Origin of the sequence: Metabacillus litoralis (genome assembly GCF_003667825.1) — a bacterium.
Lineage (GTDB): Bacteria > Bacillota > Bacilli > Bacillales > Bacillaceae > Metabacillus > Metabacillus litoralis_B.
In genome coordinates this window covers 4,955,884-4,978,136 of the sequence record NZ_CP033043.1, presented here as the reverse complement: position 1 = coordinate 4,978,136, position 22,253 = coordinate 4,955,884, and the positions used below count along the sequence as shown (strand labels likewise).

At 37.1% G+C, this 22,253-nt stretch carries 21 protein-coding genes; 10 read left to right on the top strand and 11 right to left on the bottom strand.

Annotated elements, in window-relative coordinates; all coding sequences use genetic code 11:
- Positions 1-13: 13 nt before the first annotated feature.
- Positions 14-1,354, bottom strand: coding sequence for an alpha-amylase family glycosyl hydrolase (locus D9842_RS24365; protein ID WP_121664692.1), 1,341 nt, complete (start codon positions 1,352-1,354; stop codon positions 14-16).
- 170 nt (positions 1,355-1,524) lie between these two features.
- Here D9842_RS24365 and D9842_RS24360 point away from each other — a divergent pair, with 170 nt between their 5' ends.
- On the top strand, positions 1,525-3,276 hold the full coding sequence (locus tag D9842_RS24360; RefSeq protein ID WP_121664691.1) for an alpha-glycosidase: 1,752 nt from the start codon (positions 1,525-1,527) through the stop codon (positions 3,274-3,276).
- Between the two features lie 30 nt (positions 3,277-3,306).
- Here the strand turns inward: D9842_RS24360 and D9842_RS24355 are convergent, their stop codons facing one another.
- Complete coding sequence (locus tag D9842_RS24355; protein WP_121664690.1) at positions 3,307-4,167, bottom strand: helix-turn-helix transcriptional regulator; 861 nt, start codon at positions 4,165-4,167, stop codon at positions 3,307-3,309.
- A gap of 120 nt (positions 4,168-4,287) precedes the next feature.
- Here D9842_RS24355 and D9842_RS24350 point away from each other — a divergent pair, with 120 nt between their 5' ends.
- The gene (locus D9842_RS24350; RefSeq protein ID WP_121664689.1) at positions 4,288-5,646 is read left to right on the top strand and encodes an MATE family efflux transporter; all 1,359 of its coding nucleotides are present in this window, start codon (positions 4,288-4,290) and stop codon (positions 5,644-5,646) included.
- A gap of 804 nt (positions 5,647-6,450) precedes the next feature.
- On the opposite strand, the gene D9842_RS24345 is transcribed toward D9842_RS24350, so the two are convergent.
- Together D9842_RS24345 and asnB are read right to left on the bottom strand one after the other, a co-directional pair.
- Positions 6,451-8,019 carry a histidine kinase N-terminal 7TM domain-containing diguanylate cyclase gene (locus tag D9842_RS24345; RefSeq protein WP_121664688.1) on the bottom strand — a complete coding sequence of 523 codons (1,569 nt, stop codon included), beginning with the start codon at positions 8,017-8,019 and terminating at the stop codon, positions 6,451-6,453.
- A 206-nt stretch (positions 8,020-8,225) separates the two neighbouring features.
- Positions 8,226-10,076, bottom strand: coding sequence for an asparagine synthase (glutamine-hydrolyzing) (gene asnB, locus D9842_RS24340; RefSeq protein WP_121664687.1), 1,851 nt, complete (start codon positions 10,074-10,076; stop codon positions 8,226-8,228).
- Positions 10,077-10,287: 211 nt separating this feature from the next.
- Between asnB and D9842_RS24335 the strand changes: the two genes are divergently transcribed.
- Positions 10,288-10,848: a DUF2777 family protein gene (locus D9842_RS24335; RefSeq protein WP_162987553.1), complete on the top strand. Its 561-nt coding sequence runs from the start codon at positions 10,288-10,290 to the stop codon at positions 10,846-10,848.
- A gap of 796 nt (positions 10,849-11,644) precedes the next feature.
- Here the strand turns inward: D9842_RS24335 and D9842_RS24330 are convergent.
- From D9842_RS24330 to D9842_RS24320, 3 genes are all read right to left on the bottom strand, one after another.
- Positions 11,645-12,004, bottom strand: coding sequence for a YisL family protein (locus D9842_RS24330; RefSeq protein WP_121664685.1), 360 nt, complete (start codon positions 12,002-12,004; stop codon positions 11,645-11,647).
- Positions 12,005-12,170: 166 nt separating this feature from the next.
- Entirely contained in the window at positions 12,171-13,073 is a 903-nt protein-coding gene (locus D9842_RS24325) for a fumarylacetoacetate hydrolase family protein (RefSeq protein ID WP_121664684.1), read from the bottom strand.
- A 23-nt stretch (positions 13,074-13,096) separates the two neighbouring features.
- A complete protein-coding gene (locus tag D9842_RS24320; RefSeq protein WP_121664683.1) occupies positions 13,097-13,864 on the bottom strand; it encodes a TatD family hydrolase in 768 nt (255 codons plus the stop codon).
- A 227-nt stretch (positions 13,865-14,091) separates the two neighbouring features.
- Here D9842_RS24320 and D9842_RS24315 point away from each other — a divergent pair, with 227 nt between their 5' ends.
- The 7 genes from D9842_RS24315 (at position 14,092) to D9842_RS24285 (ending at position 16,553) form a co-directional block, all read left to right on the top strand.
- Positions 14,092-14,274: an aspartyl-phosphate phosphatase Spo0E family protein gene (locus D9842_RS24315; protein WP_121664682.1), complete on the top strand. Its 183-nt coding sequence runs from the start codon at positions 14,092-14,094 to the stop codon at positions 14,272-14,274.
- 170 nt (positions 14,275-14,444) lie between these two features.
- Complete coding sequence (locus D9842_RS24310; protein ID WP_121664681.1) at positions 14,445-14,666, top strand: spore germination protein; 222 nt, start codon at positions 14,445-14,447, stop codon at positions 14,664-14,666.
- Positions 14,667-14,749: 83 nt separating this feature from the next.
- Positions 14,750-14,989: a spore germination protein GerPB gene (locus D9842_RS24305; RefSeq protein WP_121664680.1), complete on the top strand. Its 240-nt coding sequence runs from the start codon at positions 14,750-14,752 to the stop codon at positions 14,987-14,989.
- An 86-nt stretch (positions 14,990-15,075) separates the two neighbouring features.
- Positions 15,076-15,678 (top strand): spore germination protein GerPC, encoded by a 603-nt coding sequence (gene gerPC / locus D9842_RS24300; protein WP_121664679.1) that lies wholly within the window; start codon positions 15,076-15,078, stop codon positions 15,676-15,678.
- Positions 15,679-15,692: 14 nt separating this feature from the next.
- Positions 15,693-15,869 carry a spore gernimation protein GerPD gene (locus tag D9842_RS24295; RefSeq protein WP_121664678.1) on the top strand — a complete coding sequence of 59 codons (177 nt, stop codon included), beginning with the start codon at positions 15,693-15,695 and terminating at the stop codon, positions 15,867-15,869.
- The gene (locus tag D9842_RS24290; RefSeq protein WP_121664677.1) at positions 15,866-16,231 is read left to right on the top strand and encodes a spore germination protein GerPE; all 366 of its coding nucleotides are present in this window, start codon (positions 15,866-15,868) and stop codon (positions 16,229-16,231) included. The genes D9842_RS24295 and D9842_RS24290 overlap by 4 nt, the downstream gene beginning before the upstream one ends.
- Positions 16,232-16,334: 103 nt before the next feature.
- Positions 16,335-16,553, top strand: coding sequence for a spore germination protein (locus tag D9842_RS24285; RefSeq protein WP_121664676.1), 219 nt, complete (start codon positions 16,335-16,337; stop codon positions 16,551-16,553).
- Between the two features lie 41 nt (positions 16,554-16,594).
- Here the strand turns inward: D9842_RS24285 and D9842_RS24280 are convergent, their stop codons facing one another.
- From D9842_RS24280 to D9842_RS24265, 4 genes are all read right to left on the bottom strand, one after another.
- Positions 16,595-17,074, bottom strand: coding sequence for a hypothetical protein (locus tag D9842_RS24280; protein WP_121664675.1), 480 nt, complete (start codon positions 17,072-17,074; stop codon positions 16,595-16,597).
- A gap of 152 nt (positions 17,075-17,226) precedes the next feature.
- Positions 17,227-17,535 carry an HNH endonuclease gene (locus tag D9842_RS24275; protein WP_121664674.1) on the bottom strand — a complete coding sequence of 103 codons (309 nt, stop codon included), beginning with the start codon at positions 17,533-17,535 and terminating at the stop codon, positions 17,227-17,229.
- Between the two features lie 99 nt (positions 17,536-17,634).
- Positions 17,635-21,036: an AAA family ATPase gene (locus D9842_RS24270; RefSeq protein ID WP_121664673.1), complete on the bottom strand. Its 3,402-nt coding sequence runs from the start codon at positions 21,034-21,036 to the stop codon at positions 17,635-17,637.
- Positions 21,033-22,214 (bottom strand): exonuclease SbcCD subunit D, encoded by a 1,182-nt coding sequence (locus tag D9842_RS24265; protein ID WP_121664672.1) that lies wholly within the window; start codon positions 22,212-22,214, stop codon positions 21,033-21,035. Before D9842_RS24265 ends, D9842_RS24270 begins: the two co-directional genes overlap by 4 nt.
- Between the last annotated feature and the right edge of the window lie 39 nt (positions 22,215-22,253).

Below are 22,253 nucleotides of genomic sequence, written 5' to 3'. Positions count from 1 at the left end.
GATTCCTTACCTTTTACTTCTTCTTCCCACGCTTTTTAGCCAAAACTAAAAAGATGATAAATAGTGTTGGTACAATAATAAACACACTAATAAACGGAATATTTAAACCGGTTTTTTCTTTTATTTCGTATATTTCGGCAATCTCTCTATCAATGATAAACTCGTATTCATTGTTTTCCTCTTCAAACGTATCTCCAGTTAGAAGCCCTTGAAGCTTTTTATCCTCTGCTATTTGATCATCAGAAATTTTTACTTTCTGTGATTCTGTTGAATTATTAATAGCAACTACGACTGTTTCTTCTTCATACATTCGCTTAAAAATAATCATTCCATCTTTTTCATACAGCAACTCATAGTCACCTTTTGTTAAAGAAGGTAGAGTTTTTCTGACAATCGCAAGCTTTTCAAGATAATCAATTAATTCTTCATCTGATTGAAAGTTCATTAACGGTCGGTTCGTAGGCGGTTCTCCTCCGTCAACAGCAATCTCAGAGCCATAGTACACAATTGGTGTTCCAGGAGTGGAATACATATAAGCAAAGGCCATCTTCAACCTTACACCAGGATGTTGGTTATTTTGAATGGCATGTCTTGTAAAACGAACGGTTTCATCGCTATCAACATATGTGCTAAGTAGAGGTGATGATTGTTCTGTAACTTCTGTAACAGGTTTTAATGATTGATCAACATTAGCAAATGCTTGGGTAGCTGCTTCATAAAAGGGAATATTCAGCAACGAATCAAAACCGGATTCCATATAAGCAGAGATAACATCTGAATTATGCTCTTTTACAGTTCCTACCAAATAATACTCTTCATTAATTTCTTTTAGTTTTTGATGAAATTCCTGCCAAACTTCCTGATTCACTTCATCAGCTTGTTTGATGTAGTACCCATCTATCCCTGTTTCTTGCATCCATGAAGTTGCAGTTGAGATCATATCTTCATTTTTCTGTCCATAATCTAGCATAATTTTCATGTTAAGTTTATGAGCTTCATCAACGAGTTTCTTTACATCTTCAACTGTTCCAGCATGCTCATCAATCTGCTTTACTTCTGAGTTCTCATTTTCTTTAAACACTGGTGATAAAATCAGGGTGGTAAATCCCATGTCATGAAGATAATCTATTTTTTTTAGAATTCCTTCAATATCGCCACCATGGTATGCTGCAGGATCCTCAAAATTCAGGTCATCTCCATCATTATTCGGGTCTGCATTATTAAAGCGATCAACAACTACATAATAGGCAATCTCTTCCTGCCATGCCTTTTCTTCTTTTTCAGCTGCGCTCACAGGGAAGGCATAAAAAAGAAGAAACGGAATGAGGAAAAGTTTTAAAGCTTGTCTACGCATTTTGTTCCGTTCCTCCTACTTTCTTATATCACTACGTTCTTAAGAATATCGCTTCAGGCAACCGACCGTCAAATGTAAATGATCTTCTTCTTCAAAATGATTCTTCAGTGAATATCGTTTATGTGTTTTGAAGAAGCTTAGTAATACAAAAAGCTACTAAGGAGGTATCCATGCAAAAAGAAGCCATTTATCATCGTTCAAGAGATCAATTTGCTTATCCTAATTCTGATGGAACTTTTCATATTCAGCTCCGAACAAAAGCTCAAGATATAAGCTCTGTAACTGTTGTATATGGTGATCCCTTTGAGTTTCATGAAAACCATTGGGTTCACACAACTATGGAGATGAGTATTAGTGGAAGTGATGGCCTTTTTGATTATTGGTTCATTGCTATCTCTCCTCCACAACAGCGATTACGATATGCGTTTCATATTAAAAGCGGTGACGAAGAGCTATTTTTTACAGAGAAAGGAATTTACGATACAGTTCATGAAGACTTTTCAGCCTATTTTTGCCTTCCTTATTATCATCAATCCGACGTGTTTGCAGCACCTGATTGGGTAAAAAATACAGTTTGGTATCAAATTTTTCCTGACCGGTTTGCAAACGGAAATGTTCATAATGATCCAAAAGGTACGCTCCCATGGAATAGCACTGAACCTACACCAACTACTCTATTCGGCGGAGATTTAGAAGGAGTCATAGAACATTTAGATTACCTAGTTGAGTTAGGCATAACAGGAATCTACTTTACGCCAATTTTCAAAGCACATTCTAATCATAAATATGACACAATTGATTATTTTGAAATTGATCCACAATTCGGAGATAAAAAAACGCTTAAAAAGCTTGTTACTTCTTGTCATGATAAAGGCATAAAGGTCATGCTTGATGCTGTGTTTAATCATTGCGGAAAAAACTTTCCACCGTTTCAGGATGTGCTTCAAAATGGTCAAAATTCTTCATACAAGGACTGGTTTCATGTATCTATTAAAGAATCTGGAGAGATTCTTTATGAAACCTTCTCTTTTGAAAGGTCGATGCCAAAATTAAACACACAGCACCCGGATGTGAAAAAATATCTAATAGAAGTTGGTCAGTATTGGATAAAAGAATGTCATATTGACGGATGGAGATTAGATGTTGCAAACGAAATTGATCATCAGTTTTGGAGAGAGTTTCGCCAGGCGATAAAGTCAATCAATAAAGACGTTTATCTTGTTGGAGAGGTTTGGCATGATGCGATGCCATGGCTTGAAGGAGATATGTTTGATGCTGTAATGAACTATCCGCTCTCAAATTTATTGCATCGTTTTTTTGCCTTTGATGATCTAAATGCAAAGCAATTTTCAGACGAACTACAAAGGTATTTACATCAATATCCACAACCTGTTTATCCATTCTCCTTTAATATGGTCGGAAGTCATGATACTCCGCGAATTTTAAATCTTGCTAGAATGAACAAACAACGAGTCAAATTATTAAGCGTTTTTCAATTTAGCTTTTATGGTTCTCCGTCTATTTACTACGGTGATGAAATCGGCCTATCTGGTGAACAAGATCCCGGATGCAGAGGCTGTATGGTATGGCATGATGATCAGCAAGACAGTGATATGCTTTCATTTATGAAGAAACTCATCAAGCTCCGTAACTCTTATCCTGTCCTTGCAAATGACGGAGCATTCTCGATATTAATGGCTGACGAATCAACTAATGTCCTTTGTTATCAAAGAGAAAATAATAAGCAGTTAGTTTTGATCATCATAAATCTTTCATCACAAATACAAACCCTTCCATTGCCCGTTAAATTGAAGGATCGCACCATTCATGATCTTTGGAACGAAGAAGAATATGCCGCTCATTCAAACGAGTTATCAATAACACTCAATGCTAATGAGTTTGCCCTATTGCTAATTGAGTAGAAAAGGGAAATCAGGTTTCCCTTTTCCTCTTTACCTTCTAAGAATCATTTTTCGATACTCAATTGGACTGGTTCCCTCCATCCTTTTGAAAAGCTTTGAAAAATAAGTGGAGTCCTCAATTCCTACTTCTTTTGCTATGTTGGCAATTTTATCATCAGTTGTTGCTAATAGTTTTTTTGCTTGATTCATTCGGTATTTGTTTAAATACATATTCGGAGTTTCACCGACGATTTTTTGCATACAACGCGTTACATAATCCGGGTGAAAGTGAAGAGCAGCTGCGATGTCCTCCATTTTCACCTCTTCTTTATAATGCTCTTGTATATAATTAACAGCTCCGTCCACAACCTTCTCAGCTGCTGTTGGAATTTTGCATGCTTCCTTTTGTAAATATAATAAAAATTCATGGAAGTGCAGCTGCTGTCTTAGCTGATAATCCGGTGTTTGATGATCCACATTTAAAATATTAAGAAAAATCGTTTCTAAAAAATTTGTATTCTCAATTTCCCCTAAGCAAGGTATAGAGAATTTATAAGTTGGTGGTGTCTCATGATCTCCCTTTGAAATGTGAATATCCGCCCAATTCGTAATCCCCTCGTCCACAAGCTCATAATGCGTTGGAATGGCAAAATGTAGCCAATAGTACTCTGTCCTCATTGAGCTGCCTTTATGACCATAATGTTCAAAACCAGGAACTAAAAGAATATATTGTCCTTTTCTTACTATGTAAGGAATTTCATCTTCTGTTATAAATAATTCACCAGATTTTACATAAATCAAATCAAATACAGTAAAAACTCTTCGAAAATGCTTTTTGCCTTCTTCAAAAATAGCAATTCCCCCCTGAATAAAAGTGGGAGAAGGCGGTGCAAAAAACTCAATATGAGACATCACAAATTCTCCTTTAGGTCGTATTTATCCAAAATATATCGCTATTCTCTCTTTCTATTATACTGCAATGTTTGTAAACTTATTAAGTATTATCAAAGCAATGTAAAGGAGTTGAACAAAATGGCATTTGAAAGACAAGGTCGTAAAATCACATTATTTGCACTAACATGGCCAATTTTCATTGAGACTCTTCTGCATATGTTAATGGGAAATGCTGATACATTGATGCTTAGTCAATACTCTGATAACTCAGTAGCTGCTGTTGGAGTTTCCAACCAAATTTTATTTCTATTAATCGTCATGTTTGGATTTATTGCAACAGGTACAACTATACTTGTTGCTCAATATATAGGTGGTACTAATTATAAAGATGCCAAAGAGGTATCAACGGTTTCTCTTTCTGCCAATCTATTATTTAGTATTCTGATTAGTGTTGTCATTGTCATCGCAAGTGAAGACATCCTACAATTGATGAACTTACCACCAGAACTAATGCCGGATGCTACGATTTATTTACAGCTTGTTGGAGGCTTTTCCTTTGTGCAAGCATTAATCATGACATCAGGAGCTATTCTTAAAAGCTATGGCTATACAAAAGACACTATGTATTTAACAATCGGCATGAACCTGCTTAACATTATCGGGAACTATTTCTTTATTTTTGGTCCATTCGGATTTCCGGTACTAGGTGTTCAAGGGGTTGCTATATCCACAGTTGTTTCAAGGATCATCGGCCTTTTTGTCATCCTCTATATTTTAAAGAAGCGTGTTCACTTTACCCTTAACTTAAAAGAGCTCTTTAAGCTTCCGGTACACCATCTTAAAAATCTGCTTCATATTGGGGTTCCTACAGCTGGTGAGCAACTTTCTTACAATACGTCGCAAATGGTTATTACAGTCTTCATTACAATGATTGGGACCGAAGCTTTAACCACAAAGGTCTATGCTCAAAATCTGATGATGCTTATTCTATTATTCAGCTTAGCCGTTAGCCAAGGTACACAAATTCTAGTTGGGTACATGATTGGGGCAAAAGATTATGAAGCTGCATATAAAAGATGCTTACAAAGCCTATATTCTGGAATCATTATCTCTACGCTTATGGCCGTAATCTTCTCGCTCTTCTCTGATCGTTTACTAGGTATTTTCTCCTCCAATGAACGTATACTTGAAGTCGGTGGGATCCTGATCCTCCTAACCATCATTCTTGAACCAGGCAGAGCCTTTAATATGATTATCATCAGCTCATTACGGGCTACGGGTGATATCCGCTTTCCAACCTACGTAGGAATACTGTCGATGTGGGGAGTCGCCGTACCAATTGCTTATATCCTCGGCATTCATTTTGATCTAGGGCTCGTCGGTGTCTGGATTGCCTTTATCGCTGACGAATGGGTACGAGGTATTATTATGCTCTATCGCTGGAAATCCAGAGCATGGATGACGAAACGCTTTTCTCAACATGCTGCGGTTTCATGAGGAAAGTCAATAATATGGGAATGGCAGTCCAATTTGGGCTGCTTTTTTTGTCTTGTTTGGATTTGGATGATCATGAACGACATTTTGAGTACTTTCAAGTAATGCTTTGTCGTTTATCAGGTTTATGAAGAATGTTGTGGCATGTTTTCGTCTGGGTTTTGGTCTTCATTCGCCTGATGATGACCATTTGGAACGGTTTCCTTCTGGGTTTTGGTCTTCATCCGTCTTATGATGACCATTTGCGCAGGGTTATGTCTGGATTTTGGTCTTCATCCGTCATATGATGACCATTTGGAACGGTTTCCTTCTTGATTTTGGTCTCCATCCGTCTTATGATGACCATTTGGAACGGTTTCCTTCTGGATTTTGGTCTTCATCCACCTTATGAAGACCATTTGCGCAGGTTTCCTCCTTGATTTTGTTCTTCATCCACCTTATGAAGACCATTTGCGCAGGTTTCCTTCTTGATTTTGTTCTTCATCCACCTTATGAAGACATTTGCGCAGGTTTCCAATCACCCTTTTGTCATTCATCCCTCTTATGAACGACACCGCCCGCTCTTTCCACCAACCTTTTGTCGTTCATCACCCTTATGAAAGACACCGTCCGATCTTTCCACCAACCTTTTGTCGTTCATCCCTCTTATGAACGACACCGCCCGCTCTTTCCACCAACCTTTTGTCGTTCATCCCCTTACGAACGACACTACCCGCTCTTCCCACCAACCGTTTGTCGTTCATCCAATCAGCAAACAAAAAATACCCAGGCTAAAATAGCACTGAGCATTTCGAAAATAGTTTTCAATTAAACATACTGCCCTTCCATCTCATACACCTGCACACAATTTCTACCGTGCCTTTTTGCCGCATATAAAGCTTGGTCAGCTTGTCTCATGAGCTCTTGAATAGTAAGATTTCCCTTCTCCGAATTTAAAAGAATAGTTGATATTCCATAACTAGATGTTATATGAATCTTATTATTACTAGCTGTTGTAAAAGACTCCGACACTTTCTTTCGTAAGTTATCTACTAACTCATATGCTTCCAAGCCGGTTGTATCCGGCATGCAGATGATAAACTCTTCCCCACCGTAGCGTGCAAACAAATCCTGATTCCTTAAATACTCCTTTGTTAATGCTGCGACGTCGATTAAAACATGGTCTCCAGCATCATGTCCATATAGATCATTTATCATTTTAAAATGATCTATATCAAACATAATAATAGATAGGTAGCCACCGCTCACAGACAAGTCCTTTATCATAGCACTTGCTTTATCCAGAAAATAGGTTCGATTATAAATCTTTGTTAATCCATCTATACTTGCTAGCTCTTTTAACTTTTTCTCCATATTTACTCGTTCTGTTACATTTACTAAGGTGATAATTTTCCCGATTAATGCACTTTGCTTCGTTTTGACAGGAGAAAACTTAATATAAAAATAGTTCGTTACATCACCAATTTTTAACTGATAATCTCCTTCCTGTTTTTCAAAAATGAGATCCAAAAGCAGTGGGTGATCGTTCAGAACATCTCTAACAGCTTTTCCAATAGCATGTGGACCAAACGATGGAAGAACCGGAACAATAGCTGAGTTGTAATCAACAATCACATCATGTTGATTTAAGACAATCACCCCTTCTTCTATGCTTTCAAACACGGTTTCTCTCGCAATTGGTACTAGGTTAAACATCTGGAAGGATAACAATGCAAAACCATGGAGAATAAAGGTAATACTCATTGAAACTGGTCCAAGATCAATATTACTTGGACTCGTATCAGTTATATAAAAAACACTTCCCATTACAGGAACTAATAACCCAGCAATCATCAAGCTCGTTTGCAAACGAAATTTATGTGTTACTTTCCGAAACTGCATTAGAAGTATCCCAACACTAATAACAATACAAACGTATAAAAAGATAGAGTGAATATAGAACCAGGGGCCACCCTCAAGTTGTAGTACAGGAAAAGGAGTATCTGTTCTTACATCCATAGATGTGTAATAAATATGATGAAATTCATTTGTGTAATGCATTGTAATCGTCAAAATCGGAATGCCAAATAAAAGAATGTAAGCCCATTGCTTAAGCTTCTTTCCTACATAGTCAAAACACATAAGCAAAATAAATACTGGAATAAACGGCAAAGCCAAATATTCCACTCTTAACCAAATCTTCATTTGCTCCAAAGTAGTACTCGCGAGCTCAAATGCATAGCCAAACGCAAATACAGCGCACATAAATGTTGCCAAAACATAATATCTGCCACCTGGAGCATCTTTTATTTTCACTAAACCATAACCACATAAAAAAATACTTATTGAGCCACCCAAAACACTAATCAGGATGTACATGACCAATTCCTGGTTCATTGACTTCTACCTCGTCTGTTCATCATTGTATTTTTTCATTATATACAGTATCTTCCTACTAAACTAGCTAAAAAATAAGTAAATGCTTAGGAGAGCTCCCTTTTTCAACAATGTATAACTAAAATATGAAACTCAGAATAAAATGCTCTGCCATTTTAAAGTAAATAAAAAGGAACTGCCCCTACCGGACAGTTCCTCTAACACTTCTATCTTTCATCAATATCGATTGAATAGCTATCAAACCAAACATGAATTTGTGCTAAATGAGCAAGGAGCTGTGGACCTGACATTAATTGACCGAACCAAGGAACCTGGAATGCTTTGCCCTCTGTTTCGATAATATCATTAAGCTTTTGCTTATTTAACAACTCATGTAAAATCGAATCTTTTTGGCTTACTAAAGATTTCAACCAGTTTGTTACTAATCTTGTATACTCTGGATTATGTGTTTTCGGGTAAGGACTTTTCTTGCGGTAAAGAACCTCATTAGGAAGAAGTCCCTCTAACGCTTTTCGTAAAATTCCTTTTTCGCGATCGCCATGCATTTTTACTTCCCAAGGAATGTTCCATACATATTCAACAAGACGATGATCAGCAAACGGAACACGAACCTCTAAGCTGGCGCCCATACTCATGCGATCTTTTCGATCTAAGAGATTTGTCATGAACCAATGCATATTTAAGTAGAATAGTTGACGTCTTTGCGCTTCAACCTCTGATTCACCTTCAAGCAGCGGTGTTTCGTTAACTGTTTCTTGATAGCGAGCTTGAACATATTCATTAAGATTTAATTTATCTTGCCACTCAGGCTTTAATAACGACACTCGCTCATCTGTTGAACGCATCCATGGAAATGCTGAATTTGCTAAATCCTCAGGGCGATGGAACCAAGGATACCCTCCAAAAATTTCATCTGCACATTCACCTGACAATCCAACAACAAAGTCTTTTTTAATTTCGCGACAGAACCACAATAAGGATGAATCCACATCTGCCATACCAGGCAAGTCACGAACAGAAGTTGCTTCAATTAGATGATCGACTAATTCCTGTTGGGAAATTACGCAGCGATGATGATTGGTATTAAATGCCTCACTCATTTTCTTTATCCACGGACCATCTGAGTTTGGTTGAAACTCATTGGCTTTAAAGAATTTTTCATTATCTTCATAATCGATAGAATAAGTATGAAGTTGCCCTTTTCCTTCTTTTTTATAATGTTCTGCAGCAACAGCTGTAATCGCACTTGAGTCAACTCCGCCAGAAAGGAACGTACATAATGGCACATCTGATACTAATTGACGTTTTACAGCATCTGTGAATAAAAATCTTACCTTATCAGCTGTTTCTTCAACAGAATCTTCATGTGGTTTGCTTTCTACATCCCAATAACGCCACTTCTTTAAGCCATTTTTTGTATAAACTAAGGCATGAGCTGGACGCAGCTCATCAATTCCTTTAAAAACTCCAACACCAGGAGTTCTAGAAGGTCCAACACCAAATATTTCAGAAAGACCTGATTTATCAAGTTTAGCCGAAACAGAAGGATGAGCTAGAATTGCTTTCAGCTCTGACGCAAATAAGATAGATCCGTTCTCTTCTTTATAAAATAAAGGTTTTACTCCTAAGCGATCTCTACCGATAAATAATTTTTCTTTCTTTGAATCCCAAACCGCAAAAGCAAATATTCCGTTTAAACGATGTACACATTCTTCTTCCCATTCAATATAGGATTGAAGCAAAACCTCTGTATCAGAATGCCCTTTAAATGTGTATCCTCTTGAAAGAAGTTCTTTTCTAATATCCTCAGTATTGTAAAGCTCACCGTTATAGCAAATCGTATAAGAGTTTCCTTCTTTTGTCCGCGTCATTGGTTGAATACCACCGGCAGGGTCAACGACAACTAGTCGTTTATGACCAAATTGTACATGATCTTCTCCCCAAATGTTCGTGTCATCTGGCCCTCTTTTTGCTAATGTTTCTGCCATTTTCTTAACCGTTTCTTGCTCAGTGCGTATATTTCCTTTAAAATTTACCCAACCTGTTATTCCGCACATGAAAGCTTCATCTCCCTCATCTATATTATGATCTCATACACACCAACGTCTGTGACCTTAATAGGTGTAGACATTGTATGCCCACTTTTTCAAATGTTGAATTGTCCCAAGCAAAATGCAGAAATGCATAAACTTCCTCATTTTTGTCAAAAACGATGATATCAACGTTTTTCAAAACAACAAGTGTAACAACGATTTGGAGGTAAAATGTATGTTTCCAATTAAACGAACAGACTTACTATTAAATCAAAAACGTTCGTATTTAACTGGACTGATCGAAATTACAAATGATCAGTATGTCATTTATGATGATATGAGTGATGAGCTTCATTTATTAGATGAGATTCAAAATTCTCATCTAGAAATTTTAAATCCATCCGGGTGGACAAAGGGGAGATGGATAGGCTTAGGTAAGATCAAGACTGACATGGGAACGCTATCATTAAATCATGGTGATACAGTGCGGATAAGAAAAAAATTACCTTTAGCTTTAGATGAAATGTTAAAGGAACTTCAAGATGAAACATTTGTCAGATTGATCAAACAATTAAACTCTCTTGGCTTTTCGCCTTACGACTGTATTTATTCGTATAATCAATTATTATTTATGGAAAATCGCGTCAATAAAAAAGGTGTTTCTTTCTTTCAATTTGATAATGAAGATTCCATCTGCGCCATTCAACACCACTTTGAAAGAGGCATCCATTCAGGAGATCGGTTTGAAATAACAACAAGTTTGGGTGAAAGACGACTTGTTTGTAGTAAGTTTTAGATGAAGTTGGTCACTTTTGTTGGAGTAGGCTCCTTTTGCAGCAGCAATGAAGACCACTTCTTCTGATTTTTGACCTTGCATTGGTCTTCATCTCTTGTATGAAGACCATTTCTTCTGATTTTTGCACTTGCAATGGTCTTCATCTCCTGTATGAAGACTATTTCTTCTAAATTTTGACCTTGCTTTGTTCTTCATCTCCTGTATGAAGACCATTTCTTCTGATTTTTGCACTTGCATTGGTCTTCATCTCTTGTATGAAGACCATTTCTTCTAAATTTTGACCTTGCTTTGGTCTTCATTCATCTCCTGTATGAAGACCATTTCTTCTGATTTTTGACCTTGCATTGGTCTTCATCTCTTGTACGAAGACCATTTCTTCTGATTTTCGCACTTGCATTAGTCTTCATCTCTTGCATGAAGACCATTTCTTCTGATTTTCCCCCTTGCATTAGTCTTCATCTCTTGCATGAAGACCATTTCTTCTAAATTTCGCCCTTGCATTAGTCTTCATCTCTTGCATGAAGACCATTTCTTCTGATTTTCGCACTTGCATTGGTCTTCATCTCCTGTATGAAGACCATTTCTTCTGATTTTCGCACTTGCATTGGTCTTCATCTCTTGTATGAAGACCATTTCTTCTAAATTTCCCCCTTGCTTTGGTCTTCACCTCTTGCATGAAGACCATGTCTTTGTACTCCTGCCCTTGTATTGGTCTTCATCTCTTACCAAACAAAAAAAACTGCAGACAGCTCGATGGTCAGTCGAGTCTATCTACAGCCTTCTATCCCGCTACTCTTTAAGAAAAACTCCAAATTCCTAAAGGTAGACGCATTCCTAATACAATTGTTAAAAGTAGAACAATTACAAATTGAATCCAGAAAACTCTTGTTGGTTTTCCCTTTTTCAATCTAACCAGAACCATCTCCATTGCACCGATCGTCCAGATTCCTAAAACAATTTTAGCTATGTATTCCCCATCTAACTGATACACACCAGTAACAAGAATAACACCTGTAATCACAATTAAAATGTAAAACAAGCGTAAAACCATATGAACAATTTTTGATGGCTTTTCTTTTCCAGACTTAAATAAAGAATGTGCAACAAAGAAAAGAATAATCGCTACAACCCATGTAGTAATGTGTGCATGTGTCATCATTTTTCCTCCTTAGTTAAAGACAACCTTATTTTAGCATGATTTAAGACGAATATTAAAGAAAGAGCTGTAAACATTCATTATCTTGTGTCTTTTTTTTGAAAACGCTGTTGTTCATAAAAATCTACTAAAAAAGAAGCCTTATGATCGGCTCCCTTTCCATGTATTATCCCATGATTTTATTTCTCAAGATCCCAATATCTTCAACTTCAATTTCAACTACATCTCCTGGCTTCAGAAACTTCGGAGGGGTAAATCCTTTTCCAACACCAGCTGGGGTTCCTGTTGCAATGATATCCCCTGGCTCAAGTGTTGTTCCTTGAGAAAGAGTTGAGATAATATTCTCGATTGTAAAAATCATATCTTTTGTATGTCCATCTTGTCTCACTTCATTATTCACTTTTGTTTTAATGCTTAAGTCATAAGGATCTTTTATAGCTGACTTATGAACTAAATAAGGCCCCATTGGACAAGAGGTGTCTAAACTTTTGCCAATTAAAAATTGTTTGTGCTGTGATTGAAGATTTCGAGCAGTAATGTCGTTTAAAATTGTATAGCCAAACACATAATTCATTGCTTCTTCTTCTTTGATTTGTTTTCCTTTTTTACCAATGACCACCGCAAGCTCACCTTCATAATCGAGCTCACTTGTAATATGTAGATGAGGATCAATTTCATCTTCATGACCAATTACAGATGTTGGAGCTTTTGAAAACATCATAAGATGCTTTGGTATGTCCTCTTCACTTCCCATTTCAATTGCGTGTTCTCGATAGTTCTTTCCTACACAAAATATATTTTTTGTTGGTCTTGGAATAGGTGCTTGTATTTTAACATCCGAAAATGAATATACATACCCTTCATGTCCATCAGCATTCTTTATTTTATCAACAATTTGGATTACGTCTTGAACAAACTTTTCTCCTAAAGTTACACATTCCAATAGTGATCTTGGGAATGAAGTAATTTCAAATATTTCCTGTTCCGCTTTGTTTAAATCAATAATTTTTTCTCCATGTAATAATCCAATAAATGGTTCGCTATGTATTGTAGCTAAAACAAATTTCATAAAAATCCTCCACTACTATAGAATCACTTATAAAGCCTTTTAGTATTTGCCAATAGTATTTCATTTATGTTTACAGTTGATATTGAAAGTATATTCGATAAGGAGTCCACGATATCCTTTAAAAAGAGAGGAGTTGTGTCTTGGTGCTGAAAGAGGTCACCATGCTTCCAAGGTCCATCCGTTTCAATTAATAATTGATCAATTGGGATCATTTTGACAAGACGCTGGTCCCGTTCCCGATAGCAAACCTCTGGTGTAACAGAAATATAATACCCACAGGAGATTATATCTTGAACAATTTTATTCGAGGCTTTTAACCAATGAAAATGTGCCTGCTTTATTTTATGCTTTTTCAATAGTAAAAGCACCCTCTCTGACTCGTTATGAACAGCATGTAAAGCAACAGGAAGATCTACTGATTTTGCTATTTCTAAACACGCTTCTAATTGTTCGCAAAATGGTTCTTGACCATACACTTCATATAAAGACCCCTTTTGATAGGTTGGAAGACCAATCTCACCAATACCTGACAAGTGGTTTTTCTCCTTTTTTATTAAGTTCAGAAGTTCAGCTAGGTCTTTACTAGTTGATGGAGGGGCTTCTGGATGATGGCCAATCGCAGCACGTACAAATGTAGGGTACTTAAGCTTTATCTCTAATGTTTTATAGCTTGATTGTAAATTTGTAGCAACCGCTACAACGCCTTCAATCCCATGGCTTTGCCACATATCAATATGAAATTCCAGCTTATTTAAATCATATTGATCAAGATGGAGATGGGCATCAATCATAATGTTCCCTTCCTTTCAGCATAATACTACTTTTATTGTACAACCTTCTATTAAAAGAAACAAAATTCAGAAGGAAGTCTGTTGTTTCTTGTAGAATTTTGTATTCTTTTTTGTTATTTTAGCGAATCTAAGTTTTATAAGATAATCCGTTGTATAATAAGCTTGTCCTAAACGACACTTGGTTACATTTTGATCGACAAAATCTTAAATCTAGGATGGAGAAAAATATGTTCACGAATGAAATTGAACTAAAAAGAAAGCACTTGATTAAAACAGCCAAAAAATATGGGATTAATTCTGACCAAACGATTCAATGCAGCCAAGAGCTTGATATGCTTTTATTACAAGAAATCCTCGGGTATAATAAACACCTAATTAAAGATGATAAACAAGTGAAAGAATACTTATAAATATAACAATAGATCTCCTCACTTACTCTACTTATCGCTTACCTCAATACTACTTTAAATCCTAGCTTTGTTTTTCCGCGTTTATCACACTTTTTCGCATTTCTAACATAATGTATAGAAAAGCCAATTGTCGTGCTTTGTTTTATAACACTAACAAAGGATGTTTGACTATGCCAGCTATTGTAGGTGCCTTTAAAGTAAATAGTGTAGGAACAAGCAGCATTGTTCATGTTGGAGATGTTATTACTATTTCTCCTTACAGCGAGGTTAAAACATTTGCTGGTGCCGGTTCCTTTAACACAGGTGATGGTCTTAACATTTACAATCAAAATTCTGTTACCAATACGTATGATAATGATGTTGTTGACCAGCCAATGGCAGGAAACTTATAAATTGGGAGGTAGGGGTGTTCTATCCACTCACTGTACTCCTGCCTTTTTTCTTTTTATGAACTTACAAAAGGGGGATGTGAAAGGTGAATTTCTATATCAACCAAACCATCTGCATAAATTACCTGCGGGTGGGCTCTGTAAACAATTCTTCTGTTCTGCAAATCGGGAGTGCTGGAATGATAAAGCCCCTATCAAATCTTTATAATACTGGTGGATTTTTTCAAGAAGCACCTCAAATTTTGACCGAGACTCCTACAGGTGTTGCAGCAGAGGCTTCTGAGGGACCTCTTGTTCCTCTTTCTTCTCCAACAGCAACAACTTAATTTTAAGTAGGCTATCACCCATTTTATTTTATTGCATAGATTATTAGTAACAACTTTTGAGCGAACCAAAAGGTGGGTGAATAGCTTTGTACTATCATGAGATGACTAAATACCTCCAACAGCTTCATCACTATGTTCAGCAGCAGGATAAAAAAATCCAACAACTTACTAAACTAGCAAATGATTTACGGACCGACGTGGACTACTTAAAAAAACAACCTTACACAAATATTGAAAGAATTGAGTATAAATTTGATCAACTAAAGGTTGAACAGTTAGATGGGACCCTTAATATTGGTCTCAATCCGACCGACCCTGAGCAGATAGATAACTTTGAGGTTCAACAAAAAGGAATGAACGTAAATGGTGTTCAACAGCAGCTTCGAGATCAACTAATGAAGCAATGCAGCCAAGATATTAACCATTTTCTAAATCAAGACTGTATTCATTATATACAGCAAGCAGAAAAACAATATGAATTAACTCTCGATGACCCTCATCGCAGACATATTATTGAAGACATTAGGAAACAAATTGATAGCAGAATTCAATACTACATTAATGCTCAGCCTCTTACTGAACAAGATTCATTACTTAATAAAAAACAGGAAATTTTTGAATTGGTGAAGAAGGATGTTGAGAATTCCATTATGCATTTCCTACAACATTTGCCAAAAGATTCTCCATAAAGGAGTGAAGAACGATGAATTTTACAGTAGTAAATAAAGATATCCAGGTGGGAGCTATTAAAGTTGTTGGGGTATCTAGCTCATCTGTTTTTTTAATCGGTGATACACAAACCATTGCTCTTTCTTCTGTCTTTGATACGCCACCTGAATCTCTTATTATTGGTCCATTAGTGCCGTTGGCGCCAAAATGATTAGCCGTATTTCTAAGGTAGGAAGTACCTATGTTAACTCAATCGGGATCAGCTCTGTTTTTCACATCGGTGATTCTGTTCAAATAACACCTAGTGTAAAGGCACTTGCTGTTCAGCGGGAGGAAGAACGTTTTTTCGGATCAGAAGGAGATTTAACAGCTTATCCAATCTTTGAGGAAGAAATCCCTCAGCCAGTTTTTTATGAACCTGTTATTTCAAACTTTTTTCATGAAAAGCCCGTAATATCCGTTCAACATGTGGATGTTACAGCCCTGTCGAGTTCGGCAGTATTTCAGATTGGCTCTACAAGGGATATTCGGGCAGTGTCCCGCACAAAGCATATTCGCCAATTAAAGGATTAACATGCCCGATAACTCCTACTCACTAACTTTGATAAACGATTAACACCTCAGTATTCAGGTGCATAAACTAAAGTACTAGGAAACTATAAAAAGGATGTTTTATATGCCAGCTATTGTCGGTCCAATTAAGATTAATGAAGTAGGCGGCGGAGTCGTTAACTTTGGGGATACGTTTTATCTTGCCCCAAAAAGCCAGTCAAAGAGTGCCTCAGGCTCTGGCGGAGGAAGCACAGGAGATTTCCACATTATTAATAATGGAATAAGTGGTACCAATTTAATTGATCCTGATGTAACAGATCAAAACATGGTGGCGAATAATTAATAATAAGGCGGAAAAATGAAATCACTTTTTCCGCCTTTTCATTATTCTGTACTTTCCATAAGATATAATTTCAATCCTGTTAATAACGCAAGATAAAGAATACAAACCTTCCAATCAAACCTTAGTCGGTCGTTTTTCTGCTTAACAACACCCAAGCCAACAACCCACCAAAACCATTTAGACTTCATAATGGATGTTCGATTATTATCATTTTCTCCTTGCTCCCGCTTTTTATTTTCATGGTTCACCCAGAGCATCACTATAACAAAATCAATTATAGAAGCTATAAAAATAGCAATCCAATAGTAGGCTGGATATTCAACTTTTGATGATTCTGTACTTTCCGACTTCTTTTCATTAAACTCTTGCTTAAATTTCTCAAGGCTATTTTCTCCCTCTGTTGTTGAGATAAGACTTTCAGTTATTGGAGAAATAGTTGATTTCGGCATATTTACTGCCATAAATATTAGTCCAACCATCAGTAAAGCATATACAATAAAAAATAGTGCTGTTTTGTTCAAAGGTTTCACCGCCTTTTCTGTAAGCGATTACAAATTATTTTCAATTACAATTATAAATGGAAAAATCCCCAAAATCTGTATCCAAATTGTTACAATTTATTATAAGTTCTTATAAACAAAAGACTGCCGATATCATCGACAGTCTTCCTTTTCTAACGCCCCTTCTGCTTTCGTTCATTGGATTTTCTCGTTTGAACTAACTTACTAGAAGGTTGCTTTTTAATCCATTTAATAAAGCTTTTGATTTTCTCATCTTGTTGTAGGTCTTCAATAGTTGAAAGCCTTGCAGCTAATTCTTCGTTTGTATATAATGCATGAATTTGCTTGTGACAAGCCACACAGAGCTTTGCTGTAGGCAAGAAGGTCCCACCCATTTCCTTAGGTGTTAGGTGATGAATGGTTGTTTCAACTTCTTCTCTTTCACACAATTCACATGTCCCAATTTCTTTTTTCTTTCCCATCGCGACATCCCTTTATCATCAAATTGGTTCTGTGGAATGTTGATTTCTTATGTGTTCATAAGCTAAAGGAGACATATTCAACACTTCACAACCAAACTATTAAAGTGATTCTAAGTAAACAGACGTTCCTTTACCAGAAGGTTCAGCTGGCTCCACAATTAGTTTCCGTGGCAATCTTGCTCTCAGCTCCTGCACGTGACTAATAACACCGACTGATAAATTTTGTGATTGCAATTTTTCTAGAGCCGTTATGACTGTATCGAGTAGCTCAATGTCTAACGTTCCGAACCCTTCATCTAAGAAGAAAAATTGAAGCGGGTATTCACCACGAAGTTGAATTTGTGTTGATAGCGATAAGGCAAGTGCAAGTGAGGTTAAGAACGTTTCCCCTCCTGATAAGGTGGAAACAGGTCTTCTTACTCCACCGTTTGCATCATCTCTCATAATAAATCCACCTTGTGAATCAACCTCAATCGCATAGCGACCACGAGTTAACATTGAAAGCCTGTCAGATGCATCACGGCTTACTTGCTGCAGCTGCTCCTCTGCAACATATTCAACAAAGCTGTTTCCTTTAAAAACAGATTGAAGTTTTTCCAGTTTTCCCAACAGATCATCAAGTTCTTTTTGTTGGTTTTCTATGACTACGAAGCGCTCGTGCTTCTCTAAAAGCACTTGCAGGCCATTTGTAGCTGCCCCCTTGCTGGCAACAGCATCCTCAACCTGCTGCTTCATCTCCACTTTGATTTGTTGAATAGTATCCCATTCTTCTTGAGAAACCTGCTGATTCCCCAGTTTTTCTTCAATTCGATTTAAGTCTGTGTTAAGCTGCTTCATTTTATCCAAGAAAGCTTCAATTTCAGACTTTAGTTGTTGCCTTTTTTCTGCACCTAGTAGAGATGCTAGTGTTTCTTCAATGGTTTTAAACGATGTATTTTCTTTTACTTGTGACCATTTTTGTTCCGATTCTTGAACTTGGTGCTTTGCTTGCTCATATGATCTTTCATGTGCAGCAAGCTCACTTTGCAATTGATGAAGCATGTTAGATTCTTTTTGCCAACCTTGATACAGCTCATTTTCTTTTTCAGCTAATTGTTTAATCGTCGCATTTGTTTCCGCGATTACAGTAGAAATTGGCTTCTCCAACCCAACTTCTTTTAGCTTTTCTTGTTTTTCTTTTATTGAAAAATCACGACTCTTTAATGAGGCTTGAAGCTCAATCTGTTGTTCTTTTATGTGACGATTGAATTCTTCCTGTTTTTTCACGATTTCTTCCTGTTCTTCTATGAAAGAAAAACTCTTTTGAATTCGTTCATTTAACTGCTCGAGTGCTTCATCTTTTTCTGAGATTTCTTTTTGTAACTTCTCAACATTCTCAATTGGAATTTGTGTGAATGTCTCAGAGTAATAGGTTAAGCTTTTCTGTAACTTTTCCTTGTATTCATTGAGTTTATCTGTCCATTCCTGAACATCATTATTTGCAGAAGAAATACCATCTTTACTTCTTACTTCCTCCTGCTGCAAATCACGTAGCTGTTTCACGTTCTTTTCAAGAGATTGACGTAATTGTATAAAATCTTGATTTAGATTTTTAAACGATAATTGAAACGTTTGAAAACCTTGTTCTAATGACATATTCGTATTTGGTGCAATCAGTTGCTCTACTTGAACTTCTTCTAGTAGCTTTTTATCTTGTAAAAATAAGAAATCAGCAGTAAGCTGCTCGGATAAACCCTCTGCTTTTATTTTAAGTGAATGTGGCTCCTGACTTAATGACTGAAGCTGTTCAAACTGTTGCTTCATCACATGTAATTGCTTTTCGATTTCTTCATCATGATCGAAATCAGCATGTACAGGGCTCGGGTGGCTACATGAACCACAAACAGGACAAGGTGCTCCCTCTTTCAGCTCCTTGACGAGCCTTAAAGCCAACTTCTGGTTTTTTGCCTTTTCCTCTTCTGCTATTTTTTCTTCTAAGTTGTGTTTAGCGATAGAAAGAAAGTGCTTATATTCCGTTTCCCTTTCCGAAATAAGAAAATATAGAGAGGTTAGTTCGTTAAATTTATTTTCAAGATGTTTTTTATTTACGGATAATTGATCTATGAGAGAATCGTATTTTTTCTTTTCATTATTTAATGCGTTTGTTTTTTTCTCTAGCAATTCATGCGTTTCTTCGAACTGCTGTTTACTTTGTTGAACAAGTTGTTTTGCTTCTAAAGCGGCACGAACCTGATCTCTTTCTTTAGCAGAAACGGTTTTTGTTTTCTGCTCTTCTTGTAAAGTTTGCTGCTTTACTGCTGCTTTTTCAACTAATTGATGTGCTTTTGTTAATAGTGACTGATGGTGCTCCTGCTGCTTTTGTAGCTCTTCTTTTTTCTGTTGAAGCTCGTGAAGGATTGTTTGATCTTGTTTAAGCTCTTCTTCAACCTTTTGCAATTGTAATAGCTTTTCTCGCTTTGCTACTAAAGCTGGTTCTTGTTCAGATTTTTCCTTTCGAATTGCCTCGTATGCTCGGCTGCTAGCTTCATATTGCAGCTTCATTCTCTCTACATTTTTCTTCGCAGCCTCAAGATTACCTTCTGCCTGAATTTTTTCTTGTTTACGAGCTTGTAAAGCTTCTGCATACGGTCTTAAGGCTTCTGCTTCCTCAGCCGTTTTCAACTGTTGTTGTAAAGATTGAATCTGTTCTTCATCTTTTTGGACTGCCGCTTTTTCCTTTTCTAGTTCTAGCCTTTGCTGTTGTAATTGCCAAGTTGCTTGTTTTTGTTCATAGTCCTTTGTTACACTTTCAAGCTCTTTTTGACGCTTTTCAAGTAAAACTTCTGCTTCTTTTACTTGCTTTTTCGCCTCTTTAACAGCCTCACTTGATGCATCGCCTAAACCCGTTTTCTCTGCTTCTAATTCATTACGGGTAATTCTTGCAGTTGCTAAACGTCGCTTGAGCTTCTTTAGGAGCTGATCACCGTATTGCTCTAAGTGAAATAAACGTTGTAGCATTTGTCTTCTTTCTGCACCTTTTAAAGAAAGAAATTCTGCAAATTTTCCTTGTGGAAGAACAACAGCACGGGTAAAGTCATCAATTGTCAGACCTAATAATCCATAGATCTCGTCGTTCACATCAACTGCTTTATCCGCTAAGACAACATGCTCTTCTCCTTCCTCAATTAAACGGCAAATTGCTGTTTTTACCCTAATATCATCTGTTCGTTTAAACACCCGTTCCACAACATATCTTTTCTTTGAAGAGGCATTTTCAAGTTCAAAGGTAAACGAAACAGAGAGTTGATCCTCAGCATGATTTAAAATTCCATGTGTGTTGTTCATCGCACGTTCTACTTTTCCATATAAAGCAAGAGTCATAGCATCCAGAATCGATGACTTTCCGCTTCCAGTTGGCCCAAAGATTCCAAAGATCCCCCCATCACAAAGGGCATCAAAGTTAATCGTCTGTTTTTCTCTGAAACTATGCAATCCAGAAACAGTTAAAGTAATAGGCTTCATGCTTCATCACCCTCCTCTTGCTCTTCATCCTGCTGAACGAGTTCTAAAAATAAGCGAACAAGCTCCTCCTCCGGTTTTGCTCCCCCTGTTTGTTTTTCGTAAAACTGCGAAAACAATTGGTCAATTGGGAGGTTTGATTGTCTTGTTGCTGCAACCTCCAGCTCAGCTTGAAACACAGGTCGGATATGAATGAAGCCTGGATGCCATTTACGAAGGCGGTGGATTTCCTCAATTGAGAGAGTACTAGTTAAATGAATTTCTAAATCTATCCATGCATTATGGTCTTTTCCTTCATCAAGCCAGCTATGAACCTGACTAATCCCCTCTGTTGCTTTCCATTTCACCAAAGGCTTGCCAGATGATAATGGTATCTCCTTCATCACAACAGGCTGATTTGGTTCAGCATCTAAAATCGTGACCGATTTTGCATAACCGATTTCTGAAAAGCTATACGCAAGCGGTGAGCCTGAGTACCTGGTTAATGTGCTCGCACGCTTAATGTTTTGTGGGCGGTGTAAATGACCTAATGCAACATACTGAGCAGCCTCAGGCATACTTGTCGCTGCAACGGTATAAGCTCCACCAACTTCAATTGGACGTTCCGAATCTGTTGAGCTTCCTCCAGCAACATGAATATGACTCATCGCAATATTCACTGTGTCCTTTTGAAATTGTTTACTCATCATCGAAAAAAGATCACGTATACGTTCATCATACTTATTACGAAGCAGCACTTCATCATGCTCCTGTGATAATACTTGTTCAAGTCTTGCTTCTGAAGGATATGCAAGTGCAGCAACCAGCATTTGCTCTCCTGCACTCGGGATATCTAATTTAATCAATTCAGTTGTTGGATAACCAATTAAATGAATGGAATGGTTCCCAGCTAAAGGTGATGCTGCAGATAAGCGGTCAGGGTTGTCATGATTTCCTGCAATCACAACGATTGGACGTTTACCATGATCTGATAATCTAGAAAGGCCTTCATAAAACAGTTGCTCCGCTGCAGCCGGTGGGTTGACCGTATCAAATGCATCACCAGCCATTAATATGGCGTCTACTTTTTCTTCTTCTACAATTCGTACAAGCTCATCAATAAAATCAGCCTGTTCAGCTAATCGACTACGACCTTCTAGAGCTCGTCCAAGGTGCCAATCTGCCGTATGCAAAATACGCATCTTTTCATCATCCTTTCTTAGCCACTTACACATGGACAA